This is a genomic window from Asanoa ferruginea (assembly GCF_003387075.1).
In the GTDB taxonomy this organism is placed as follows: domain Bacteria; phylum Actinomycetota; class Actinomycetes; order Mycobacteriales; family Micromonosporaceae; genus Asanoa; species Asanoa ferruginea.
On sequence record NZ_QUMQ01000001.1, the window covers coordinates 1,628,384 to 1,646,935 of the forward strand.

At 71.5% G+C, this 18,552-nt stretch carries 14 protein-coding genes and 1 riboswitch; of the genes, 3 read left to right on the forward strand and 11 right to left on the reverse strand.

The genetic code is table 11. The features are described 5' to 3' along the window. Positions 1-1,047 (reverse strand): coiled-coil domain-containing protein, encoded by a 1,047-nt coding sequence (locus tag DFJ67_RS07965; RefSeq protein WP_147315449.1) that lies wholly within the window; start codon positions 1,045-1,047, stop codon positions 1-3. 4 nt (positions 1,048-1,051) lie between these two features. Then, a riboswitch (cyclic di-AMP (ydaO/yuaA leader) is annotated at positions 1,052-1,182 on the reverse strand. Between the two features lie 378 nt (positions 1,183-1,560). On the opposite strand from DFJ67_RS07965, the gene DFJ67_RS07970 reads away from it, so the two are divergent. Then, positions 1,561-2,805, forward strand: coding sequence for a glutamate-cysteine ligase family protein (locus DFJ67_RS07970; protein ID WP_203784198.1), 1,245 nt, complete (start codon positions 1,561-1,563; stop codon positions 2,803-2,805). Between the two features lie 581 nt (positions 2,806-3,386). Here the strand turns inward: DFJ67_RS07970 and DFJ67_RS07985 are convergent. Beyond that, positions 3,387-4,280, reverse strand: a complete 894-nt coding sequence (locus tag DFJ67_RS07985; protein ID WP_116067291.1) for a diacylglycerol/lipid kinase family protein — start codon at positions 4,278-4,280, stop codon at positions 3,387-3,389. Positions 4,281-4,290: 10 nt separating this feature from the next. After that, entirely contained in the window at positions 4,291-6,258 is a 1,968-nt protein-coding gene (locus DFJ67_RS07990) for a glycosyltransferase family 2 protein (RefSeq protein ID WP_116067292.1), read from the reverse strand. Between the two features lie 94 nt (positions 6,259-6,352). On the opposite strand from DFJ67_RS07990, the gene DFJ67_RS07995 reads away from it, so the two are divergent. Next, the gene (locus DFJ67_RS07995) at positions 6,353-7,981 is read left to right on the forward strand and encodes a glycosyltransferase family 2 protein (RefSeq protein WP_116067293.1); all 1,629 of its coding nucleotides are present in this window, start codon (positions 6,353-6,355) and stop codon (positions 7,979-7,981) included. Positions 7,982-8,150: 169 nt separating this feature from the next. Here DFJ67_RS07995 and DFJ67_RS08000 read toward each other — a convergent pair whose 3' ends face one another. From DFJ67_RS08000 to DFJ67_RS08030, 7 genes are all read right to left on the reverse strand, one after another. Continuing rightward, entirely contained in the window at positions 8,151-8,534 is a 384-nt protein-coding gene (locus tag DFJ67_RS08000; RefSeq protein ID WP_116067294.1) for a DUF2750 domain-containing protein, read from the reverse strand. 68 nt (positions 8,535-8,602) lie between these two features. Further along, positions 8,603-10,285 carry a glycosyltransferase family 2 protein gene (locus DFJ67_RS08005; RefSeq protein ID WP_116067295.1) on the reverse strand — a complete coding sequence of 561 codons (1,683 nt, stop codon included), beginning with the start codon at positions 10,283-10,285 and terminating at the stop codon, positions 8,603-8,605. Positions 10,286-10,288: 3 nt separating this feature from the next. Further along, positions 10,289-12,481, reverse strand: coding sequence for a bifunctional glycosyltransferase/CDP-glycerol:glycerophosphate glycerophosphotransferase (locus DFJ67_RS08010; RefSeq protein WP_239097575.1), 2,193 nt, complete (start codon positions 12,479-12,481; stop codon positions 10,289-10,291). Continuing rightward, complete coding sequence (locus DFJ67_RS08015; protein ID WP_116067296.1) at positions 12,448-14,259, reverse strand: DUF5941 domain-containing protein; 1,812 nt, start codon at positions 14,257-14,259, stop codon at positions 12,448-12,450. The genes DFJ67_RS08010 and DFJ67_RS08015 overlap by 34 nt, the downstream gene beginning before the upstream one ends. Next, entirely contained in the window at positions 14,256-14,921 is a 666-nt protein-coding gene (locus DFJ67_RS08020; RefSeq protein ID WP_409362984.1) for an ABC transporter ATP-binding protein, read from the reverse strand. Before DFJ67_RS08020 ends, DFJ67_RS08015 begins: the two co-directional genes overlap by 4 nt. Positions 14,922-15,001: 80 nt before the next feature. Further along, the gene (locus DFJ67_RS08025) at positions 15,002-15,820 is read right to left on the reverse strand and encodes an ABC transporter permease (protein WP_116075852.1); all 819 of its coding nucleotides are present in this window, start codon (positions 15,818-15,820) and stop codon (positions 15,002-15,004) included. 189 nt (positions 15,821-16,009) lie between these two features. Continuing rightward, positions 16,010-17,377 (reverse strand): L-serine ammonia-lyase, encoded by a 1,368-nt coding sequence (locus tag DFJ67_RS08030; protein ID WP_116067298.1) that lies wholly within the window; start codon positions 17,375-17,377, stop codon positions 16,010-16,012. Positions 17,378-17,543: 166 nt separating this feature from the next. Here DFJ67_RS08030 and DFJ67_RS08035 point away from each other — a divergent pair, with 166 nt between their 5' ends. Next, positions 17,544-17,747, forward strand: a complete 204-nt coding sequence (locus tag DFJ67_RS08035) for a PspC domain-containing protein (protein ID WP_116067299.1) — start codon at positions 17,544-17,546, stop codon at positions 17,745-17,747. A 46-nt stretch (positions 17,748-17,793) separates the two neighbouring features. Here the strand turns inward: DFJ67_RS08035 and DFJ67_RS08040 are convergent, their stop codons facing one another. After that, complete coding sequence (locus DFJ67_RS08040; protein ID WP_116067300.1) at positions 17,794-18,534, reverse strand: DUF4230 domain-containing protein; 741 nt, start codon at positions 18,532-18,534, stop codon at positions 17,794-17,796. Between the last annotated feature and the right edge of the window lie 18 nt (positions 18,535-18,552).

An 18,552-nucleotide genomic window follows, 5' to 3' on the forward strand; every position in this document is an offset into this window, starting at 1 on the left:
CTAGAGGATCGAGAGGTGGACGTGGTTGGTGTGGTCACTCGACGGATCGCCGTGTTGACCGCTGTAGGACTTCCACGTCCCCGTCGACGGTAGCCACACCTGGCGATACCAGATCACGTAGAGGATGCCGAGTTTGTCGGCATTCTTGACGAGGAAGGACGCCAGGTTGTTGCCGTAGAAGCGGGCGTCGCCCTGTGCGTCGCCGCTCCCGAAGTCTTGGGTCTTGAAGACCGAGAAGTCACAGGCGCGCCCCTTCGGATGCTCGAAGGGGCCGCCGTCTCGGTGGCACGAGACGAACCGCTTGTAGCCGACCCGCTGGGTCTCCTTGAGCGCGAAATACATCCGCGGCGTGATGCAGCCGTTGGTCGTCGGGTCCTTGACGCTGCACGACTGTGGCGGGAACGACCCGTCGCTCGCCCGCGGTGACTGCCGGGCCACCGGCTGGTTCACATACACGTTGCCGTTGACGGTCTCGCCGCCGGCCAGCGTGAACGCCTTCTCCACTTCGGACTTCTGCTTGGCCATCACGGCCGCCTGGGCGGCCTCGCGCTTGACCTCGAGATCGAGTTGGCTCTTGGCCGTCTGGGTCTGTCGAGTGGCATCGGCCAACTCGGCCAGCCGCCCGTTGTCGTAGGCCGACAGCATGTCGAGCGTCTCGGCACGGTCCAGGAAAAGGCTCGGAGACCTGCTGTTGAGCAGCATCAGCGCGGGACCGATCCGGCCGTTGATGTAGCTGTGCCGGGCGATCTCCGCGGCCTGCGGGGACAGCGCCGCCGTGCGCACCGCGAGCCGGGCCAGGTCCTTGTTCAGCGCGTCCTGCTTCTTGCGCGAGTCGGCCACCGCGTTCTTGGCATCGACGAAGGCCCGGCTGGTCCTTTCGATCACGTCGTCGAGCAGTTCGTTCTTCCCGCCCTCGACAGGCGGAGCGGGCGTGGGTTTGGGTGCGGCGACCGCCGCTGGAGTGAGGGCAAGACCCACCAACAGCGTGACGATCCCGACCATGCCGGCGCGCCGAACAACAGCGCGCGGACGTCCTTTGCGCGTCATTCACGTTCCTTCGGTAGGGCCGCCTACCGGGTTAGCTGTCGGGTTCGGGGCGGAACTACCCCTACCGCATTCGCGGACTCACCCCAGGAACTCGGGTCCCCGGCTCGCCTCTCGGCGATTAGGCGGCAGCGGCGCCGGTGTCACCGGGGGGATGATCCGGCGGAAGCCGCAGTCAGCTTAACCGATCCGGACCTATTCTTCGCAAGGATCGGATGACCCTCACTTAGGCCCGGAATGCGTTACGTACCAACGACTTTCAGTGACGTAAGGAGTGCTTAAGAAAGCGTACGGGAAAACGTGAAAGTAGTGCCGGCAACCGACGCCGTCAGCCGAACGTGTGGTCAATCGAAGGTTCATTTCGAGTTGGCCGGTTCCGCTGGACAAGGAGGCTCGCGGGACCGCTAATGGAGTCACTCCGACCGGGCGTTACGCCGGCCGGCACACACCCCACCCCATCGGCGCCGCCGGCACTCCCGCCGACGGCGGCAGATAACCGCACTCATCGGAGGCGCCGTGGACGAGATCGCCGTCCTCACGGAGCGCGCGGCGGAGACCTACGTCGCGGCCGCGGGATTCCGTGTCGGCCCGGTTGGCCGGGTCGGTGTCGAGCTCGAATACCCCGTGCGCGATCCGCGCGCGCCGTTGGCGCGCCCGTCGATCGCCCGGCTGGTCGAGGCGACCAGTGGACTTTCCGATCCGCTGCCCGGTGGCGGCCGGATCACCATCGAGCCGGGCGGGCAACTGGAGATCTCGTCGGCCGTCGGCGCGTCGCTGTTGGACTGCGTCGAGGCGACCCGGGCCGACCTGGCCCTGGCCCGCTCCGCGCTGGCCGCCGACGGGCTGCTGCTCGACGGCACCGGCTTCGACGCGCACCGGCGGCCCGAACTGATCACCACGCACCCGCGCTACGTCGCGCTGGCCGACTATCACTCGCGGTCCGGCGGCAAAGGGCTCGCGGTGATGTGCAACTCCGCGTCGGTCCAGGTCTGCCTCGACTCCGGCGACGACTCCGACGGCTGGAGCGGCTACCAGATGCGCTGGTGGTTGGCCGACGCGATCGGCCCGGTGCTGCTGGCCGCGTTCGCCAACTCGCCGCGGCGGGTCCGCGGCACCCGCTGGGTCTCCTACCGGCAGGCACTGCGGTTCGGCACCGACGCGACCCGCACCCGGGCGCCCCGGCGCACCGGCGACCCGCGGGCCGACTGGGCCCGCTACGCGCTGCGGGCCAACGTCACGATGATCGCCGAACCCGAGCCGGCGCCCTGGCAGGTGGCGACCGGCTTGACCATGCGCTCCTGGCTGCGCGGCCACGGCCCGCGCGAGGCCACCCTGGAAGACCTGGAACGCCACCTGGGCACCCTGGTGCCGCCGGTCCGGCCGCGCGGCTACCTGGAGTTCCGGATGATCGACCAGCAGCCCGGCGACGGCTGGGTGGTGCCGCTGGCGGTGGTGACCGCGCTGCTCGACGACCCGATCGCGGCCGACGCCGCCGCGGCGGCGACCGAGCACCTGCGCTCACCGCTGCGCCGGCACCGCGACTGGCTCGCCGCGGCCCGCGACGGGCTGGCCGACCCGCAACTGGCCGCGGCCGCCCTGACCTGCTTCACGGCTGCGGCGTCGGCCCTCGACCGGCGCGGCGCCGGCCGGCGGGTGCGGCGGGCGGTGGAGACGTTCATCGAGCGCTACGTCGCCCGGGGCGCCTGCCCCGCCGACGACCCGGTGCCACCGGCGGCATTCACGGAGCCGGCCCTAGGTTAGGGCCGGCCCCCAGGGCCGACCCGAAGCCAGCAGAGCGGCCGGCCGGCAGGTTCGGACGAAGCCAGCACCCCGGCCGGCCCGCAGGGCCGGTCCAAAGCCAGCACCCCTGCCGGCCCGCAGGGCCGGTCCAAAGCCAGCACCCCTGCCGGCCCGCAGGGCCGGTCCAAAGCCAGCACCCCTGCCGGCCCGCAGGGCCGGTCCAAAGCCAGCACCCCTGCCGGCCCGCAGGGCCGGTCCAAAGCACTAGGGCCGCCTGCGGCTAGGCCGGCCCGAAACCACAAAGCCGGCCCACCATTCGGGCCGCCTCCAGGGCCGGCCCTGAGTCAGCAGAGCGGCCGGTCCGCGGTCCGGACAGGCCCGAAACCAGCACGCCGGCCTAGGCGCCGGGCGCCGGGCGCCGGGCGCCAAACGAGCAAGCCAGCCCGCAGTCAGGGCTGGCCCGCGGTCAGGGCTGGCCCGCGGTCAGGGCTGGCCCGCGGTCAGGGCTGGCCCGCGGTCAGGGCTGGCCCGCGGTCAGGGCTGGCCCGCGGTCAGAGCTGGCCCGCGGTCAGAGCTGGCCCGCGGTCAGAGCTGGCCCGCGGTCAGGCCTGGTCCGGGAGGCAGACCGTCACGGCGCTGGGCACCGCGCGGGCCTTGAGCTTCTTCGCGGCGCTCCGGGCACCGCCGTCGATCTCGTAGGTCAACGGCTCCGCCAACTTGACCTTGATGTCCCGACCCGCCGTGATCTTGATGAACGGTGAGCCGTCGGAGCGGCCGGTGGCCATCCGGCCGAGGGTGCGGGCCCATTCCAGCGCGCCCTCGGCGGTGGCCACGCCGACCTCCAGCCTGCCGTCGTGCGGGTCGGCGTCGTCGAACGCCCGGATGCCGCCGGTGATCGTGCCGACGTTGCCGAACAGCACGCAGGAAGCCGCCCCGGCGTACCACTCCGCGCCGTCGACCGTCACCCTCATCGGCACGGCGCCGTCGCGGACGTGGCGGGCGCCGGTCCACGCGTACGCCAGCCGCCCCAACCGGTCCTTCAGCCCGCCGTCGGCCTCGCGGATCATTTCGCCGTCGAATCCGGCGCCGGCCATCACCGCGAAATGCTCGCCGTTGATCCGCCCGAGGTCGATCGCCCGGCGCCGGCCGTGCAGCGCGATCTCCACCGCTTCGGCCAGGTCTTCGGGGATGCCCAGGTTGGCCGCCAACAGGTTGGCCGTGCCGGCCGGCAGGATGGCCAGCGGGACCTTGCCGGCCTCGGCGTGGGCCAGCGCGTCGACGGTGCGCTGCACCATCCCGTCGCCGCCCCACACCAGGATCAGCTCGGCGCCCGCGTCGAGGGCCTTGCGTACCTTCTTGGGCGCCTTGCGGCTCTTCGGCACCTCGTACCACAGTGGATCGATGATCCCCGCGTCGGCGAGCCGGCGCCGTAGCTCCGGTAACCCGCCACCCAGGCTCTTGCGTTGATGCGCGACCACCGCGACCTTGGCTGCCATGCCGGGGTTCTTACCCCGCCGAGCGCCCCACCAAGCGGGCGTCGGGCATCGGCCCCGCGGGCGCCGGGTCGGCCGGCAGCGGGTGCGCGTTCGCCGGCAGCGTGCCGAACTCGCTGTGCCGGGGCACGCCCGGCCACTGCGCGCCGCTTTCCCGCAGGAAGTATTCGAGGCCCGGATCCCAGGTGTGGCCGCCGGCGCGGCGGTGGTAGACGTACCCCAGCGGATGGGTTCGGTAAATCAAGCCGCCGCCCCGGGCCACCCGCTCGATCAGGCCACGGTCGATCGACCGGGGCACCGGCCGCCAGCCGCCGATCTCCTCCAGGTCGCCCCGGCTGATCAGCATCGTGCCGCCGGCCACCACCCGGGCGTAGATCTCGCTGCGGCCGGCGTCGCGGCGCACCGTGGTGTCGAGGGCGTGCAGGTGCACGAACTCGGCCGACTTGCCGACCAGCGTGGCCCCGGAGACCAGGCGGGCCAGCACCAGGTCCCAGACGTGCTCCGGGCCGTAGGTGTCGTCGTCGTCGAACTTGGTGATCAAGCTCCCGCGGGCCCGGGCGGTGGCCCGGCCGATCGCCTCGCCGAAGCCGAACCGCTCCTCGGGCGAGATGGTGACCAGTTCGACCGGCCGCGGCGAGTGGGCCACCCGGTCGAGCACCTCGGGCGACGGCAGCACGCCGTGCAGGCAGAGCACGATCTCCAGGTCGGGGTAGGTCTGCCGCTCGATCGCGGTCATCGCCTCGGCGACGTGCTCCAGCCGGCGGGTCACCAACAGGACGCTGACCGGCGGCGGCGCGACCAGCGCGGGGAACGTCTTGCCGGCCAGCCGGGGCAGCGCGAACGCGGTGGCGTGCTGGCGCAGGGCCGCCCGGCGCTGCCGGACCGCCCGGACCTCCCACTCGAAGTCACCGTCGGCCAGGTGCGGCAGGTCGCCGACGATCAGCGGGCGCAACTCGTCGGCGAGGTGGGCGGCGACCGGCGGCATCAGGTCGGGCGCGTGCAGCAGCACGCCGGCCGCGGCCAGCCGCACCAGCACCGCCGCCTCCTGTGTCGGGTGCACGCAGGGCGCCTTGGCGCAGTGCACCAGGCCCACGTCGGACAGCGCGTCGATCGCCTCTTCGGGCATCCGGCTGGCGTCGAGGCGGCCGGTGACCAGGTTGCCGTCGGTGCCCTTGATCCGCCAGGTGGTCTCGTCGAAGACGAGTTCGGCACGCTGGGCGCTCGGCCCGAACGGGCCGTAGCGGCGGATGCAGGCCGAGTCTTCGACATCGACCATGACGCTGCCGGCCGCACCGGCCGCGCCGGCCTGGATCACCGTGCCGTAGATCTGCGCCGCCGAGGGCACCTCTTCGCCGTCGTCGAGGACCGGCGGCAGCGGCTCACCGTCGGCGCTGAGCACCAGGTCGTGCGGGCGGATGTCGGCGTTGGTCGGCAGCCCACCGGCGACGACGGCCACGTTGACCGCCGAGCCCACCCACGGCGGGGCGACGTCTTGCACGGTGATGTCGGCGCTGACCGGCCGGGGCAGCGGCCGGACCGAGGTGAGGATCGGCAGCACCGCCATGATCAGCTTGCGCAGCGGGACCGACCAGCGCACCTCGAGCGAGACCTCGGCCCGGCCGTGGTTGCTCGAAGGCATCACGGCCCGGTGCCGGAGCAGGTGCGGGATCGGACCCAGCCGGCCCGACCAACTGCTCTGCGGGATGTGCCAGTTCTCCACGTACACGGTCAGCTTGCGGACCATGGTGATCGCGGCCGGGTGGTCGAGCAGGGCACGCAGGTCGGCCAGCGAGGCGACGCTGACACACATGGAGGTGACCCAGGTGTTGGCACCGAGCGGCCCGGCCGGGCTCTGCGGCGACTCGATCACGCTCAGCGGCGCCCGGAACATGCGGACGGGCCAGAGCCGCCGGCGCTCGGCGCGTGGGCCCGAGTAGATCCGCCATCGGTGGATGCGTACGGGATCCTGCTCCACCGACACGCCACGCTCCCGTCCTCCGGGCCGGCACCCGCCGGCCGGCGCTATAAACGTAGCGCCCGCGCAAGGGTGAATTTCGCTGGATACACTCTCGACCGTGCCGATCCAGAACGACGCAGCAGAGCCGGTGCGGATCTTCCGCAACGACTGGAGCGTCCTGCAGCCGCCCGAGATCGGCCGCTGGACGCCCACCCGCACGGTGTCCGTCGTCATCCCGGCCTACAACTGCCAGGAGTCGCTCAACCTGACGCTGGCGTCGCTGGCGCACCAGACCTACCCGGCTGAGCTGCTGGAGGTCGTCATCGCCGACGACACCAGCGACCCGCCGATCGAGCTGCCGAAGATCCGTCCCAGCAACTGCCGGATCGTCCGGGTCGCCGACCACTCGTCCGGCTGGGGCCGGTCCAACGCGCTGCACGTCGGTGCGACCAACAGCACCGGTGAGATCATCCACTGGCTCGACGCCGACATGGTCGTCTACCCCGAACACGTCGAGGCACAGGCCCGCTGGCACCACGTGAGCGACGAGGTGGTCACCCTCGGCCACAAGCGCTTCGTCGGCACCGGCTGGTCGACCCCCGAAGAGGTCGCCGAGCGCTGCGCGGCCGGCACCATCAACACCCTCTTCGCCTGGGACGAGACCGACCCGCACGACTACGTCGAAAAGATCATCGACGACACCGACCAGCTCCGGGCCGGCGACCACCTCAACTTCCGCGCCCACGTCGGCGCGACCGCGGCCCTGACCCGGCGCCTCTACGAGGAGACCGGCGGCCTCGACACCAGCCTGCGGCTGGGCGAAGACACCGAGTTCGGCTTCCGCCTGACCCAGGCCGGCGCGGCTTACGTGCCCGAGCCGAAGGCCGGCAGCTGGCACATGGGCCCGACCAACATGATGCAGCGCGGCGAGCAGCTGCGCCGCTACAACCACCCGTTCCTGGCCGACCTGATGCCCCACCCGCGCTGGCTCCGCCCGGCCGGCAACCGCGCCTGGAAGGTCCCCCTGGTCACCGCGGTCGTCCCGGCCGAGGGCAGCTTCGAACTGGTCCGCACCTGCGTCGACCGCCTGCTGGCCAGCGACGTGAACGACCTGCGGATCCTGCTGGTCGCCGACTGGTCGGCCATCACCCAGGAGCGGATGTCGGTGCTCAACGACCCGCTGCTCGACCGCCGCCTGATCGAGGCGACCTACCGCTCCGAGCCGCGCGTCGCCCTGGTCTCCGCGGTCCCCGAAACGGTCTACCCGTCGCCCTACCTGCTGCGGGTCCCGGTCACCTGCGGCGTCGACGCCAACACCGTGCGCCGCCTGGTCGGCGTGGCCGACGAATGGCAGGTCGGCCTGGTCCGGGTGCTGCCGCCGGGCGTCACCGGCCCGGACGCCGCGGTCGAACTGTGGCGCACATCAGCACTCAGCCGCGCCGCCCGCATCCGCCGCGCCGACGAGACCTGGGAGAAGGCCGTCCTGGCCGTGGCGGGCGAACGCTGGGTCAGCGGCACCGACTTCGCCGTGACCGACCTGGCCGACCTCCCCGAGAGCGACCTGGTCTCACCTCGCCCCCGCCTGGTGTCCCGCCCGGCCAAGGCCAAGAAGGCCAGCTACAGCGGCGTCGAAACGATCCCGGTGGGTGGCGCACGATCGCTGGCGATGGCCACCAAGTTCGTCGCCCGCCGCTACGCCGACGCCGCCACCCGGAAGCTCCGCGCCCGCAAGGCAAAGAGCGAATAGCCAGGATTCTGGCTCGGGTCCGCAGTGGGCACGACCGATGCTCCCGCCAGAGACCGCTGCGCTTCGCTCCGCTGCCGCCTTCGTCGCCGTCGCCCCGAATTCACCCGTTGATCGCGAGTTGGTGTGTTCGCAAGTTCCGAGCCCACCTCATGCTGGCAGGCTTTGGCCCTTAGCTCGGGGCTTCGTTGTCGTCGGCGTAGGGGCCTTCGTGTAGCGCGTGTGCCAGTCTGTTGAGCACCTCGGCCACGGTGAAGTCCCAGCCGACGAGGCGAGGCCCGGTCCAGCTGATCCCGACCCGATATCCCTCTTCTCTGAGCTCCGGGAGGTCTTCGGTTCTCCAGGCTTCCAGTGGTGTGGAAACAACGCGTAGGCCGTTGCCCCAGATGTCGGCTGCCCGTCGCGCGCGGGTCTTGGACGACCAATACGGCAACGCGCGCTCTCCACTGGAGGTCTTCGGGGCAGGGCTGCCCAGGTCGTCGCGCACATACCAGACGATCCGATGGCGGACGAGCTCTCTGAAGAACGCTGCTGCTTGACTCCCGCTCTGGCTCACAGGCTGCGAGGCTAGTAGCGCGAGATCACCCAGGCGGCGCCTCTTGATCTCCGCCCGGTGGCGGGTGGCTAGGTGATTGTCAGGCCGCCGCGGGGGTTGGTGTCGGCCACGAAGTCGGCCGTTGCGGTGCGCGCGAACTGTGGGCCGGTGAGCAGTGGGGTCGTCGCCGCGCCGGGGGCGCCGAGGGCCACGAGCCAGGTTGCGACCGGCTCGGCTGGCACGGCCGGAGTGGGGTGGGCAAGGTCCGTGAGGGGAAGCCGGGCCGACCAGCCGTCGCCCGCCGCCGTCACCGGGTAGGAGCGCGACGGCACGCCGGGGGCTCGCTCGATGTGGAGCAGGAGGTCCGCCGCCGGGGGGCCGGAGCCCTCGATGCACAGGTCCGGGCCGTCCACGCGGGCCGCGGTGGCGTAGATCGTCGGGCGGTCGACCAGGACCCGGAGCGCACCAGCGCGGGCCAACGGGGTCACCCGGGTGTGCGGGTCGATCCAGCTCGATGGCAGCGGCGGGATCGGGTCGGTGACCCGGAGCAGAGTGCGCGGCGGGCCGATGTTCACGGTCCACTCCCCCGGTTGCAGGCGTGACGGGCGGAGGGTGCCGCTGACCGTGCCGCCCTTGCCGGCCGCCGGTAGAGCGACCACCCGGTGCGGCGCGGCGGACTCGCGGAGCCACAACAGCGATACCGGGCTTCGGGCACCGGCGATTTCCAGGCGCAGCCGGTCGCCGGACCAGCGGGCCGCGGCCAACCGGGCGGCCGGCGCGGCCGGGTCGCGCCACGCCGCCATGCCGGCCAAGCCGCTGGCCTGGACCTCGCGGACCAGGTCGACCAGCGGGTCCAGGTCGTCGCCCTGAGCCAGCCGCCAGGCGGTGGCCAGCCGGGCCGGCAGGCGGTCGAGCACGGCCGGGTCGACGTCGGCAAGGAAGGCGGCGGTCAGTTTGCGGAAGCGGGACCGGTAGGCGTCGTCGACGTCCGGTAGCACCTCCAGCACCAGGCGCAGGTCGCTCTGGAGGGCGGTCTCGGCATACCAGGTGGCGAACCCCGGCTCGAGTTCGCGGCGAGCGGTCGTCACCGCCGCGAAACGGTCGTCGAGGTTGCGCTGCTCGGCCAGCCGCTGGCTGATCGACGGGTCGCCGGGCGGGCGTTGCCGCCAGTAGTAGACCGGCAGCCCCAGCACGTCGACCGCGCGCGCCCGGCCGTAGAGCGGCACCGTCACCGGGATGTCCTCGTAGTGCACGCCCTCCGGGAACCGGGTGTCGCCCCAGAACGACCGGCGCCAGACCTTGTTGCAGGCGAGCCGGTCGTAGACCAGGTAGCGGTGCTCGCGCGGGTCGACCGCGAGCCGGGTCTCCCGGTGGGTGCCCGCGTGCAGCGGCGACGGGGTCAGCGAACCGTCGGTGAGCAGCCTTACGTCGCCGGTCGCGAAGTCCGAACCGGTCTGTTCGAGGGCGTTGACCAGGATTTCGAAGGCGTACGCCGGAAGCACGTCATCGGCGTCGACGAAGGCGAGGTAATCGCCGGTGGCCAGGGAAGCCCCGGCGTTGCGGGCCGCGCCCAGGCCGGCGTTGGCCTGCCGGACCAGCCGGAACCGAGGGTCCCGGGCCGGCCACGCCGCCGCCAACTCGCCACTGCCGTCGGTCGAGCCGTCGTCGACCAGCACGACGTCGAGGTCGCGGTAGGTCTGCCGGGCCAGCGATTCGAGGCAAATGTCCAAATAGCGTGCCACATTGTGCACCGGAACGACGACGGTCAGCATGAGTCAGCCGTTGAAGATCGTCTTGACCACTCGCTCGGCGGCGTGGCCGTCGTCGAGGGTGGCGAACCGCCGGCGGAAGTCGGCGCGGGCCTTGGTCGCGGCGTCGTTGTCGACCGCGCCGGTGCGGAACGCTTCGAGCAGGTCGTCGAACGTCAGCGCGACCGCGCCCGGCGGCTCGGCCACGATGTCGAAGTAGACGCCGCGGATCATCCGGTAGGCGTCCCAGTCGGGCGCGTAGATCACGATCGGCCGGTCCAGCACCGCGTAGTCGAACATCACCGACGAGTAGTCGGTGACCAGCACGTCGGCCGCCAGGTAGAGATCTTCGACGGACGGGTAGGCGGAGACGTCGCGTACCCCGGGTAGGTCGACCGGGTCCTTCGCGGCGCCGGCACGGTCGAGGAAGTAGTGGCTGCGCATCAGCAGCACCGCGTCGGGGCCGGCGGCCTCGCGCAGCCGGGCGGGGTCGAACGGCGGGTGGTAGCCCGGCAGGTGCTCGCGGTGCGTCGAGGCGTAGAGCACCACCCGCTGCCCGGGCTCGATGCCCAGCTTCGCCCGAACCGACGCGACCTCCTCCGACGTGGCCAGCGCGAGCCGGTCGTTGCGCGGGTAGCCGGCCTCCAGCGTGCGGTAGCGGCACGGGTAGGCCCGCTCCCACATCTGCGTCGTGAACGCGTTGGACGTGATGCTCCAGTCCCACCGGTCGGCGCGGCGCATCTGGCCGGCGAAGTCGGGGTCCTGCACCCCGCCCGGGAACTCGCGCTGGTCGAGGCCCATCACCTTGAGCGGCGTACCGTGGTGGGTCATCACGTGGGTGCTGCCCGGACGCTTGACCACGTAGTTGGGCCAGTTGACGTTGTTGACCAGGTAGGTCGCCCGGGCCAGGGCCTGGAAGTAGGCCCGGGTGCCGGCCACCACGTAGGGCACACCGGCCGGCAGCGACGCGACCTTGTCGCGGCGGACCACCCAGACTCCGCGTACGCCCGGCGCCAGCTCTTTTGCCTTCTCGTAGATCGCCGCCGGGTTGCAGGCGTAGCCGCGGTACCAGTAGGCGGCGAACAGGGCGAGCTGCGGATCGCGCGGCCGGCGCAGCTCGGAGTGGTAGTAGGCGCGCAGCGCGGCCGAGCGGCTGAACCGGGCGGCCCGCTTGCCCTGCTTGGCGGCGCGCAGCGCGAGGTTGCCGGTCGCCTTGGCGTCCTGCGCCCGCTTGAAGCCCATCCGGAGCGCCTGGAACGTGCGGTGCCGGCCGCCGGCGACCAGCCGGTTCTTCACCCCGGCCAGCCCACCCGGCGCCGGGTAGCCGCCGGGCGGCAGGTAGCGGTGGTAGTGGCTGGTCATCTCGGCGAAGAAGCGGGCCCGCAGCTCGTTGGGCAGCCGGTCGTCGTTGCCCCGGACGATCAGGAAGTGCCAGAGCATCCGGCGGAACAGCAGCCCGCGCAGTTGCTCCGCGCCCGGCCGGGTGTCGTCGAGGTTGTCGAAGACCTCGGCCCAGTTCGTGAAGATCGCGAAGTGCCCGTCACCGACCGTGCGGGTGGCCGCGCCGACCCGGCGCTGCCGGTAGTGGACGCCGACCCGGTCGAGCAGCGTGATCCGGTCGGCGGCCAGCAGCACGCGGTAGGTGAACGGGATGTCCTCGTACCAGCCGGTGCGGAACTGGAAGCCGGTGGCCAGCAGCAGCGAGCGCCGGACGACCTTGTTCCACGGGGTGTGCAGCACCTCGATCACGGCCGGCCACTCGTGCGGCGCGAAGACCTCGGGAGCGGTGCCGAAGCGGTTCTGCGAGCGCTCGTTCGTGCCGTCCCAGTGGGCCCGGACGTGGTCGACGATCACAACGTCAGGGTCGGTGTGCGCGATCCGGGCGGCGACCGCCGCGACGATGCCGTCGGCCAGCCAGTCGTCGCTGTCGACGAACCAGACGTAGTCGCCGGTGGCGACTTCCAGGCCGCGGTTGCGGGCCGGGCCCTGACCGCCGTTGCGGTCGACTGTGATCATGGTCACTCGCCGGTCGCGAGCGGCGTATTCGGCGAGAATATCGGCGCTGCCATCGGTCGACTGGTCGTCGACCACGATCAACTCGAGCGGGACCGAGCTGTCGGCGAGCACCGAGTCGAGGCACTGCCGCAGGTAAGCCCGGACGTTGTAGACCGGAACGATGAAGCTGATCAGAGGGCTGCCGCCGCGGCCCGATTCCGCCACCAAATCACACTACCCAGCACGAATGTCAGTAAGAGATAAGACGCGATCGTAACCGTTGTCGCGGCGGCCTGCCCGGACGCGCAGCCGAGGGCGAGCACCAGAACCCGCCCGTCCCAGCCGAGGCCCCAACGGTGCAGCCAGCCGCCGGCCTCGCGCTTCTCCAGCCGGGCGGTCAGGTCGTAGTGCCACAGCGCGAGCGCGAAAAGCAGCAGGTAGGTGCCCCACCGCGGGACGTCGAAGCCGACCCCGACGGCGATCACGAAGAGATATTCGGCGGCCCGGAGCGCGGCGGGCACCAGGAAGTCGAGCGGGCGGTCGTGCGGCGCGCCGGCCGGCAATGCGGCGACCAGCAGCGCGACCGCGGCGCTCAGGGTCACCGCGCGCAGGTCGCCGCCGCCCAGCCCGGCAGCGGCGCCGGCCAGGAACAGCGCGCCGACCAGCGCGGCGGCGAACGCGGCGGTGAGCGGCCCGCGCACGCCGGACCGGCCGAGCAGCCGGGCGATCGGGCCGTCGTCGCGCTGCTCGTTGGCCACCACTCCGGCGAAGGCGGAAACCCGCAGGCCACGGGCGCGCAGGGTACGCAGCCCGAGCGTGTAGGCGAACGCCACGACGATGCCGGCCAGCACCCCGATCAGGGCGACCCGCGGGCCGAAGAGCGCGGCCAGCAGCGCCATCGCCGCCCACCGCTCGCCGATCGGGAAGGCGGCCGTGCGCTTGAGCCAGTAGGCGACCGAGCCGGTGTCGGCCCGGACCCGGGCGGAGACCGCGCCGAGCCGGCCGGCCACGCCGCCCGCACCGCCGGCATCGGCCGCGGCGGGCACCGGCGCCCGGGCGGCGACGTCGTGCAGCGTGCCGTACCAGGTGTCGGTCATGTGCCGCACGGTTTGCAGCGCGATCGCGGCGACGGCCAGCGCCCAGGCGCCGTGCACACCGGCCCGCTCCGCGCCAACCGCGAGACCGGCGTAGACCAGGTATTCCTTGGCCCGGTCGGCGACCGTGTCGAGCCAGCCGCCGAACACGCTGAAGGTGCGCGTGTAGCGGGCCAGTTGACCGTCGACGCAGTCGAGCACGAAGCCCAGGTAGAGCAGGATGCCGCCGAGCAGCCAGGCGAGCCGGCCACCACCGAAGGCGAACAGCGCCGCGGCGGCCGCGACCACGACCACCGAGATCGCGGTGACCCCGGTCGGCGTGAGCCGCAGCCGGGCCGACGCCCGGGTGACGACCGGCGACCACGTGCTGACGAAGTAGGTGGTGAAGAAGTCGTCCTGTTCCTTGACCGCCAGCCGCAGCTCGGCCTGGTCGGAGTCGACCGCGGCCACCTCGGCCAGGGCGGCCGGGAGCTCGGCCGGTCCGGCGACCCGGTGTGCGACGAGGAGGCGTACCCGATGGGCGGTGATCTGCACACCCGCGGCCAGGAGGTCGGCGACCACCGGTCCGGCGACGGTGGTCAGGGCCGGCAGGTCGGCGACGCCGACCCGGATCAACCCGCCGGACACCCCGGTCGGCGCGCCGGGAACGAGTTGGCCGCGCTCCTCGCGGACCGGCTCGCACGGGCCGGCGGCGAGCACCAGCGCGACCGTGCCGGGCCCCGGTGCGGTGGCCACGTGTCGGATCACCGCGTCGTGGGCGACCAGGTCGCCGGCGCAGATGAGCACCGGCTCGGCAAGGTCGGGCGGGAGGGTGTCGCGGACCTCGCGGGCACCGGCGGCGCGGAGTTGGGCGGCGAGCCGGTCCGTGAGCGCCGGGTCGGGACCGGGCAGCAGGACGGCTACCGTCACGTGGGTACGACCGCGTTGTAGGCGTCGAGGGCCTCACGCACCGTGCCGTCGGTGATCAGCTTGCCCTCGTCGAAGTAGAGCCCGCGGTTGCAGAACCGGGTGAGGTCGCTTTCGTTGTGCGAGACCAGCACCAGCGTGCGGCCCTCGGCGAGGAGCTTCTCGATGGTGGCGTAGCACTTCTTGCGGAACTCCGCGTCGCCGACCGCCATGACCTCGTCGACCAGCAGGATCGGGTGCGACAGGCGGGCGATCACCGAGAAGCCGAGGCGCACCTTCATGCCCGACGAGTAGTGCCGGACCGGCGTGTCGATGGCCTTGCTGACCTGCTCGCCGGCGAAGTCGACGATCTCGTCGAAGTGCGCCTTGAGGAACGCGTTGGACAGCCCGTGCAGCGAGCCGACCAGGTGCACGTTCTCCCGGCCGGTGAGGTCGTTGGAGAAGCCTGCGGAGAGCTCGAGCAGCGGCGCGACCTTGCCGCTGACGTGGATCTTGCCCTCGTCGGGGATCAGCACGCCCGCGATCAGCCGCAGCAGCGTGCTCTTGCCCGTGCCGTTCTTGCCGATCACGCCGACCGCGTCGCCCGGGTTGATGGCGAAGTTGACGTCGCGCAGCGGCCAGAACTCGCCCGGGTTGGGCTGCCGGCCGCCGCGGTGGATGAACATCTCCCGGATGCGGAGCTGCCGGCGGCGGTTGCGGACGAACTTGACGCCGAGCCCCTCGGCCGTGATGAGCGGGGTGGCCACTACAGCTCCTTGAGGACGGCCGGTTCGAGCCGGCGGAACACCCACCAGCCACCGATCAGCAGGACGACGCTGGCGCCCGCCGTGACGCCGAGCAACTGCGCGCTGGGGAACATGTCCGGGTACCAGACGGCGTGGTAGAGCTGGAGGATGCCGACCAGCGGGTTGAGCTCGTAGGCCGTCTTGATCCAGCCCGGCATGCCCGAGGACTGCACCAGCGAGAGCGGATAGATGATCGGCGTCGCGTAGAACAGCACCCGCAGGCCGAGCCGCATCAGCTTCTCGACGTCGCGGAGCAGCACGTTGAGCGAGGAGAGCAGCAGCGCGAGACCGGTCAGGAAGATCGTCTGGAGCACCACCGCCAGCGGCAGCGCGAGCAGTTGCCAGTCGAAGTGCAGCTCACCGAAGACGACGGCCAGGATGATCAGGATCGGCAGGCCGGCCACGAACTCGGCGAACCGGCCGACCACCCGGCCGATCGGGAAGACCTCGCGGGCCACCTTCATCGTGGTGATCAACCGGGCCTGGCCGGTGAGCGCGCTGGTCGCTTCGCCCATCGCGGCGTTGGCCCACGACCAGGCGAAGATGCCGGTGATCAGATAAAGCGGGTAGGAATTGTCGGCCGAACCCAGGTGCCGGTTGCTTTGGGTGCCGTAGAGGACGCCGAAGACAAACCAGTAGATCGCGGCAACGCCGAGCGGCTCGATCAGTGACCACAGGTAACCGAGGAAAGACTGCTGGTATTTGACCGCGAGGTCGCGGCGGACCAGCAGCCGAAGCGCGTTGCGGTTGTCCCACAACGTCATCACGCTCGATGTCACAGCCGCCTCCACCTGCGTATCTCGCTCATCTTCAGCGGCCTGCCACGATCACGCCGGCCGGTCATCGAGGCTGCCTGGCGGCCTTCGCGGCACGGCGGCGCAGAGCGCCGACGCGGGCCGCTGACGCGCCATACGTTAGCAGGGCGTAAACCTAGCCGATGAGTGCAGCGGCCCCATCCGGTCGCATGATCAACATTCGATGACATTGACCGCGAGACCGCCCCGAGCGGTCTCCTTGTATTTGACCTTCATGTCGGCGCCGGTCTCCCGCATGGTCTTGATGACCTTGTCGAGCGAGACGTGGTGCACTCCGTCGCCGCGCATCGCCAGCCGGGCGGCAGTGATCGCCTTGATGCTCGCGACCGCGTTGCGCTCGATGCACGGGATCTGCACCAGGCCGCCGACTGGGTCGCAGGTCAGGCCCAGGTTGTGTTCCATGCCGATCTCGGCGGCGTTCTCCACCTGCTCCGGTGTGCCGCCCAGCGCCTCGGCCAGCCCGGCGGCCGCCATCGAGCAGGCCGAGCCGACCTCGCCCTGGCAGCCGACCTCGGCGCCGGAGATCGAGGCGTTCTCCTTGAAGAGCACACCGACCGCCGCGGCGGTCAGCAGGAAGCGGACCACGCCGTCGGGCGACGCCTCGGGGACGAACCGGGTGTAGTAGTGCAGCACCGCCGGGATGATGCCGGCGGCGCCGTTGGTCGGCGCGGTCACCACCCGGCCACCGGCGGCGTTCTCCTCGTTGACGGCCAGGGCGAACAGGGTCACCCAGTCCATCACCCGCAGCGGGTCGCCGGCCAGTTCGGTGCGCAGCTTGCGGTTGAGCTCGGCCGCCCGCCGCCGGACCTTGAGCCCGCCGGGCAGCGTGCCGTCGCGTTCACAGCCGCGCTCGACGCACTCGCGCATGACCCGCCAGATGTCCAGCAGGCCGGCCCGGATCTCTTCTTCGGAGCGCCAGGACAGCTCGTTGGCGAGCATCACGTCAGAGATCGAACCCTTGGCTTCCTGGGCGCGGGCGAGCAATTCGGCGCCGGTGCTGAACGGGTAACGGACGGGCGTGCTGTCCGGTTTGATCCGGTCGGCGCCGGCCGCTTCCTCGTCGACGACGAATCCGCCGCCGACCGAGTAGTAGGTGCGCTCCCGCAGGGTCCCGCCCGCGTCGTCGTACGCCGCGAAGGTCATGCCGTTGGGGTGGTAAGGCAGCGACCGGCGGCGGTGCAGGACCACGTCGTCGGCCGGGTCGAAGTCGATCTCGTGCCGGCCGAGCAGCGCCAGCCGGCGGGTCTCGGCCGTGAGGGTGACCAGCTTGGGCACCGCGTCGGTGTCGACACCCTCCGGCGTCTCACCGGACAGGCCGAGCACCACGGCCCGGTCGCTGCCGTGCCCGTGGCCGGTGGCGCCGAGCGACCCGAACAGCTCGGCCCGCACCCGCGCCGTGCTGGCCAGCAGGCCGTCGTCGGCGAGGCTGGCGGCGAAGGTACGCGCCGCCCGCATCGGGCCGACCGTGTGCGAACTCGACGGTCCGATACCGACCGTGAAGAGGTCGAATGCGCTGATCATCGGCGTTCTCCCTGCTTCTGGCCGCCGGGCGCGAGCATACGCGCGCAATCGGGGTAGTCCCTACGGGAAGCGGGTACCCAGAATCCATCCCGGGACCGAGGCCGGGCTAGGTGTCCGTTTCTACCGTTGATGGCAGACCACGGACCTACGTGAAGGGAAACTCCAGATGAGCGCCAGACTCACCCGCCCCCGCGACGACCGCTGGATCGCCGGGGTGTGCAGCGGGCTCGGCCGCCGGTTCGGCATGTCCAGCAACACGGTGCGGCTGCTGTTCCTGCTGTCCTGCCTGCTGCCCGGTCCCCAGGTGCTGATCTACCTGGCGCTCTGGATCATCATGCCGAGCGAGGGCCGCTACCCCGCGCACGCCTGACGCACGCCAATGGGCCCCTCAACGCTGAGGGGCCCTGGCGCGCCGGTCACGGGGTCGTGTAAGTGACGGTGACCGTCTCGTAGCCGAGCGACTTGAGCATGCCTTCGAGCATCGTCTTGGTGTTGGTGCGGGCCCGCTCCTGCAACCCGCTGTCGACCGCAGCCGCCTTGATCTTGTCTTCGGCGAGCTGGTAGATCTCCTGCTGCTGGTTGGGGTCGCGTTTGATCAGGTCGCCCAGCCGGTTGGCCAGCCCGCGCTCCTCGGCGAAGACGTAGCTGTCGTCGGTGTTGAGGTTGACCTCGCCGAGTTGCGGCGCGGGCAGCTTGACCTCAACCGACTTGCCGTCGGCCGACTCGACGATGGCACCCTCACTGAGCTGGCCGAACTCGACGTAGGCCTCGACGCTGCCGACCCCGACGAAGAGGGTGCGCTCGTTGAGCAGGAAGTCGGGGATGTGGTCGCGGCTGGTCTGCTTGTCGACGATGACTTGGAAGTTGCCCTCGGCGGCGACGTAGCGGCTCAGATCCTGGATCGACTTGAGCAGCGGCGGCTGGCTCCGGTCGGTGGTCTCCTGCGCGAACGGGTTGCGCCAGTGCGGCAGCAGGTCGGCCGCCTTGAGCGCGAAGCCGCCGGCGACGAGCACGGCGACGATCGCGGCGAGCCAGATCAGGCCGCGCCAACGCGGCGGGCGGTTCTGCGGCTCGGTCCAACCCGGCTCGTCGGCGGGCCGGTCGTCGGTCCTGGTGTCGACCGCGGGGTATTCACTGGTGGGCTCGATCTCCGTCATGTGTCCACCTCACCGTCC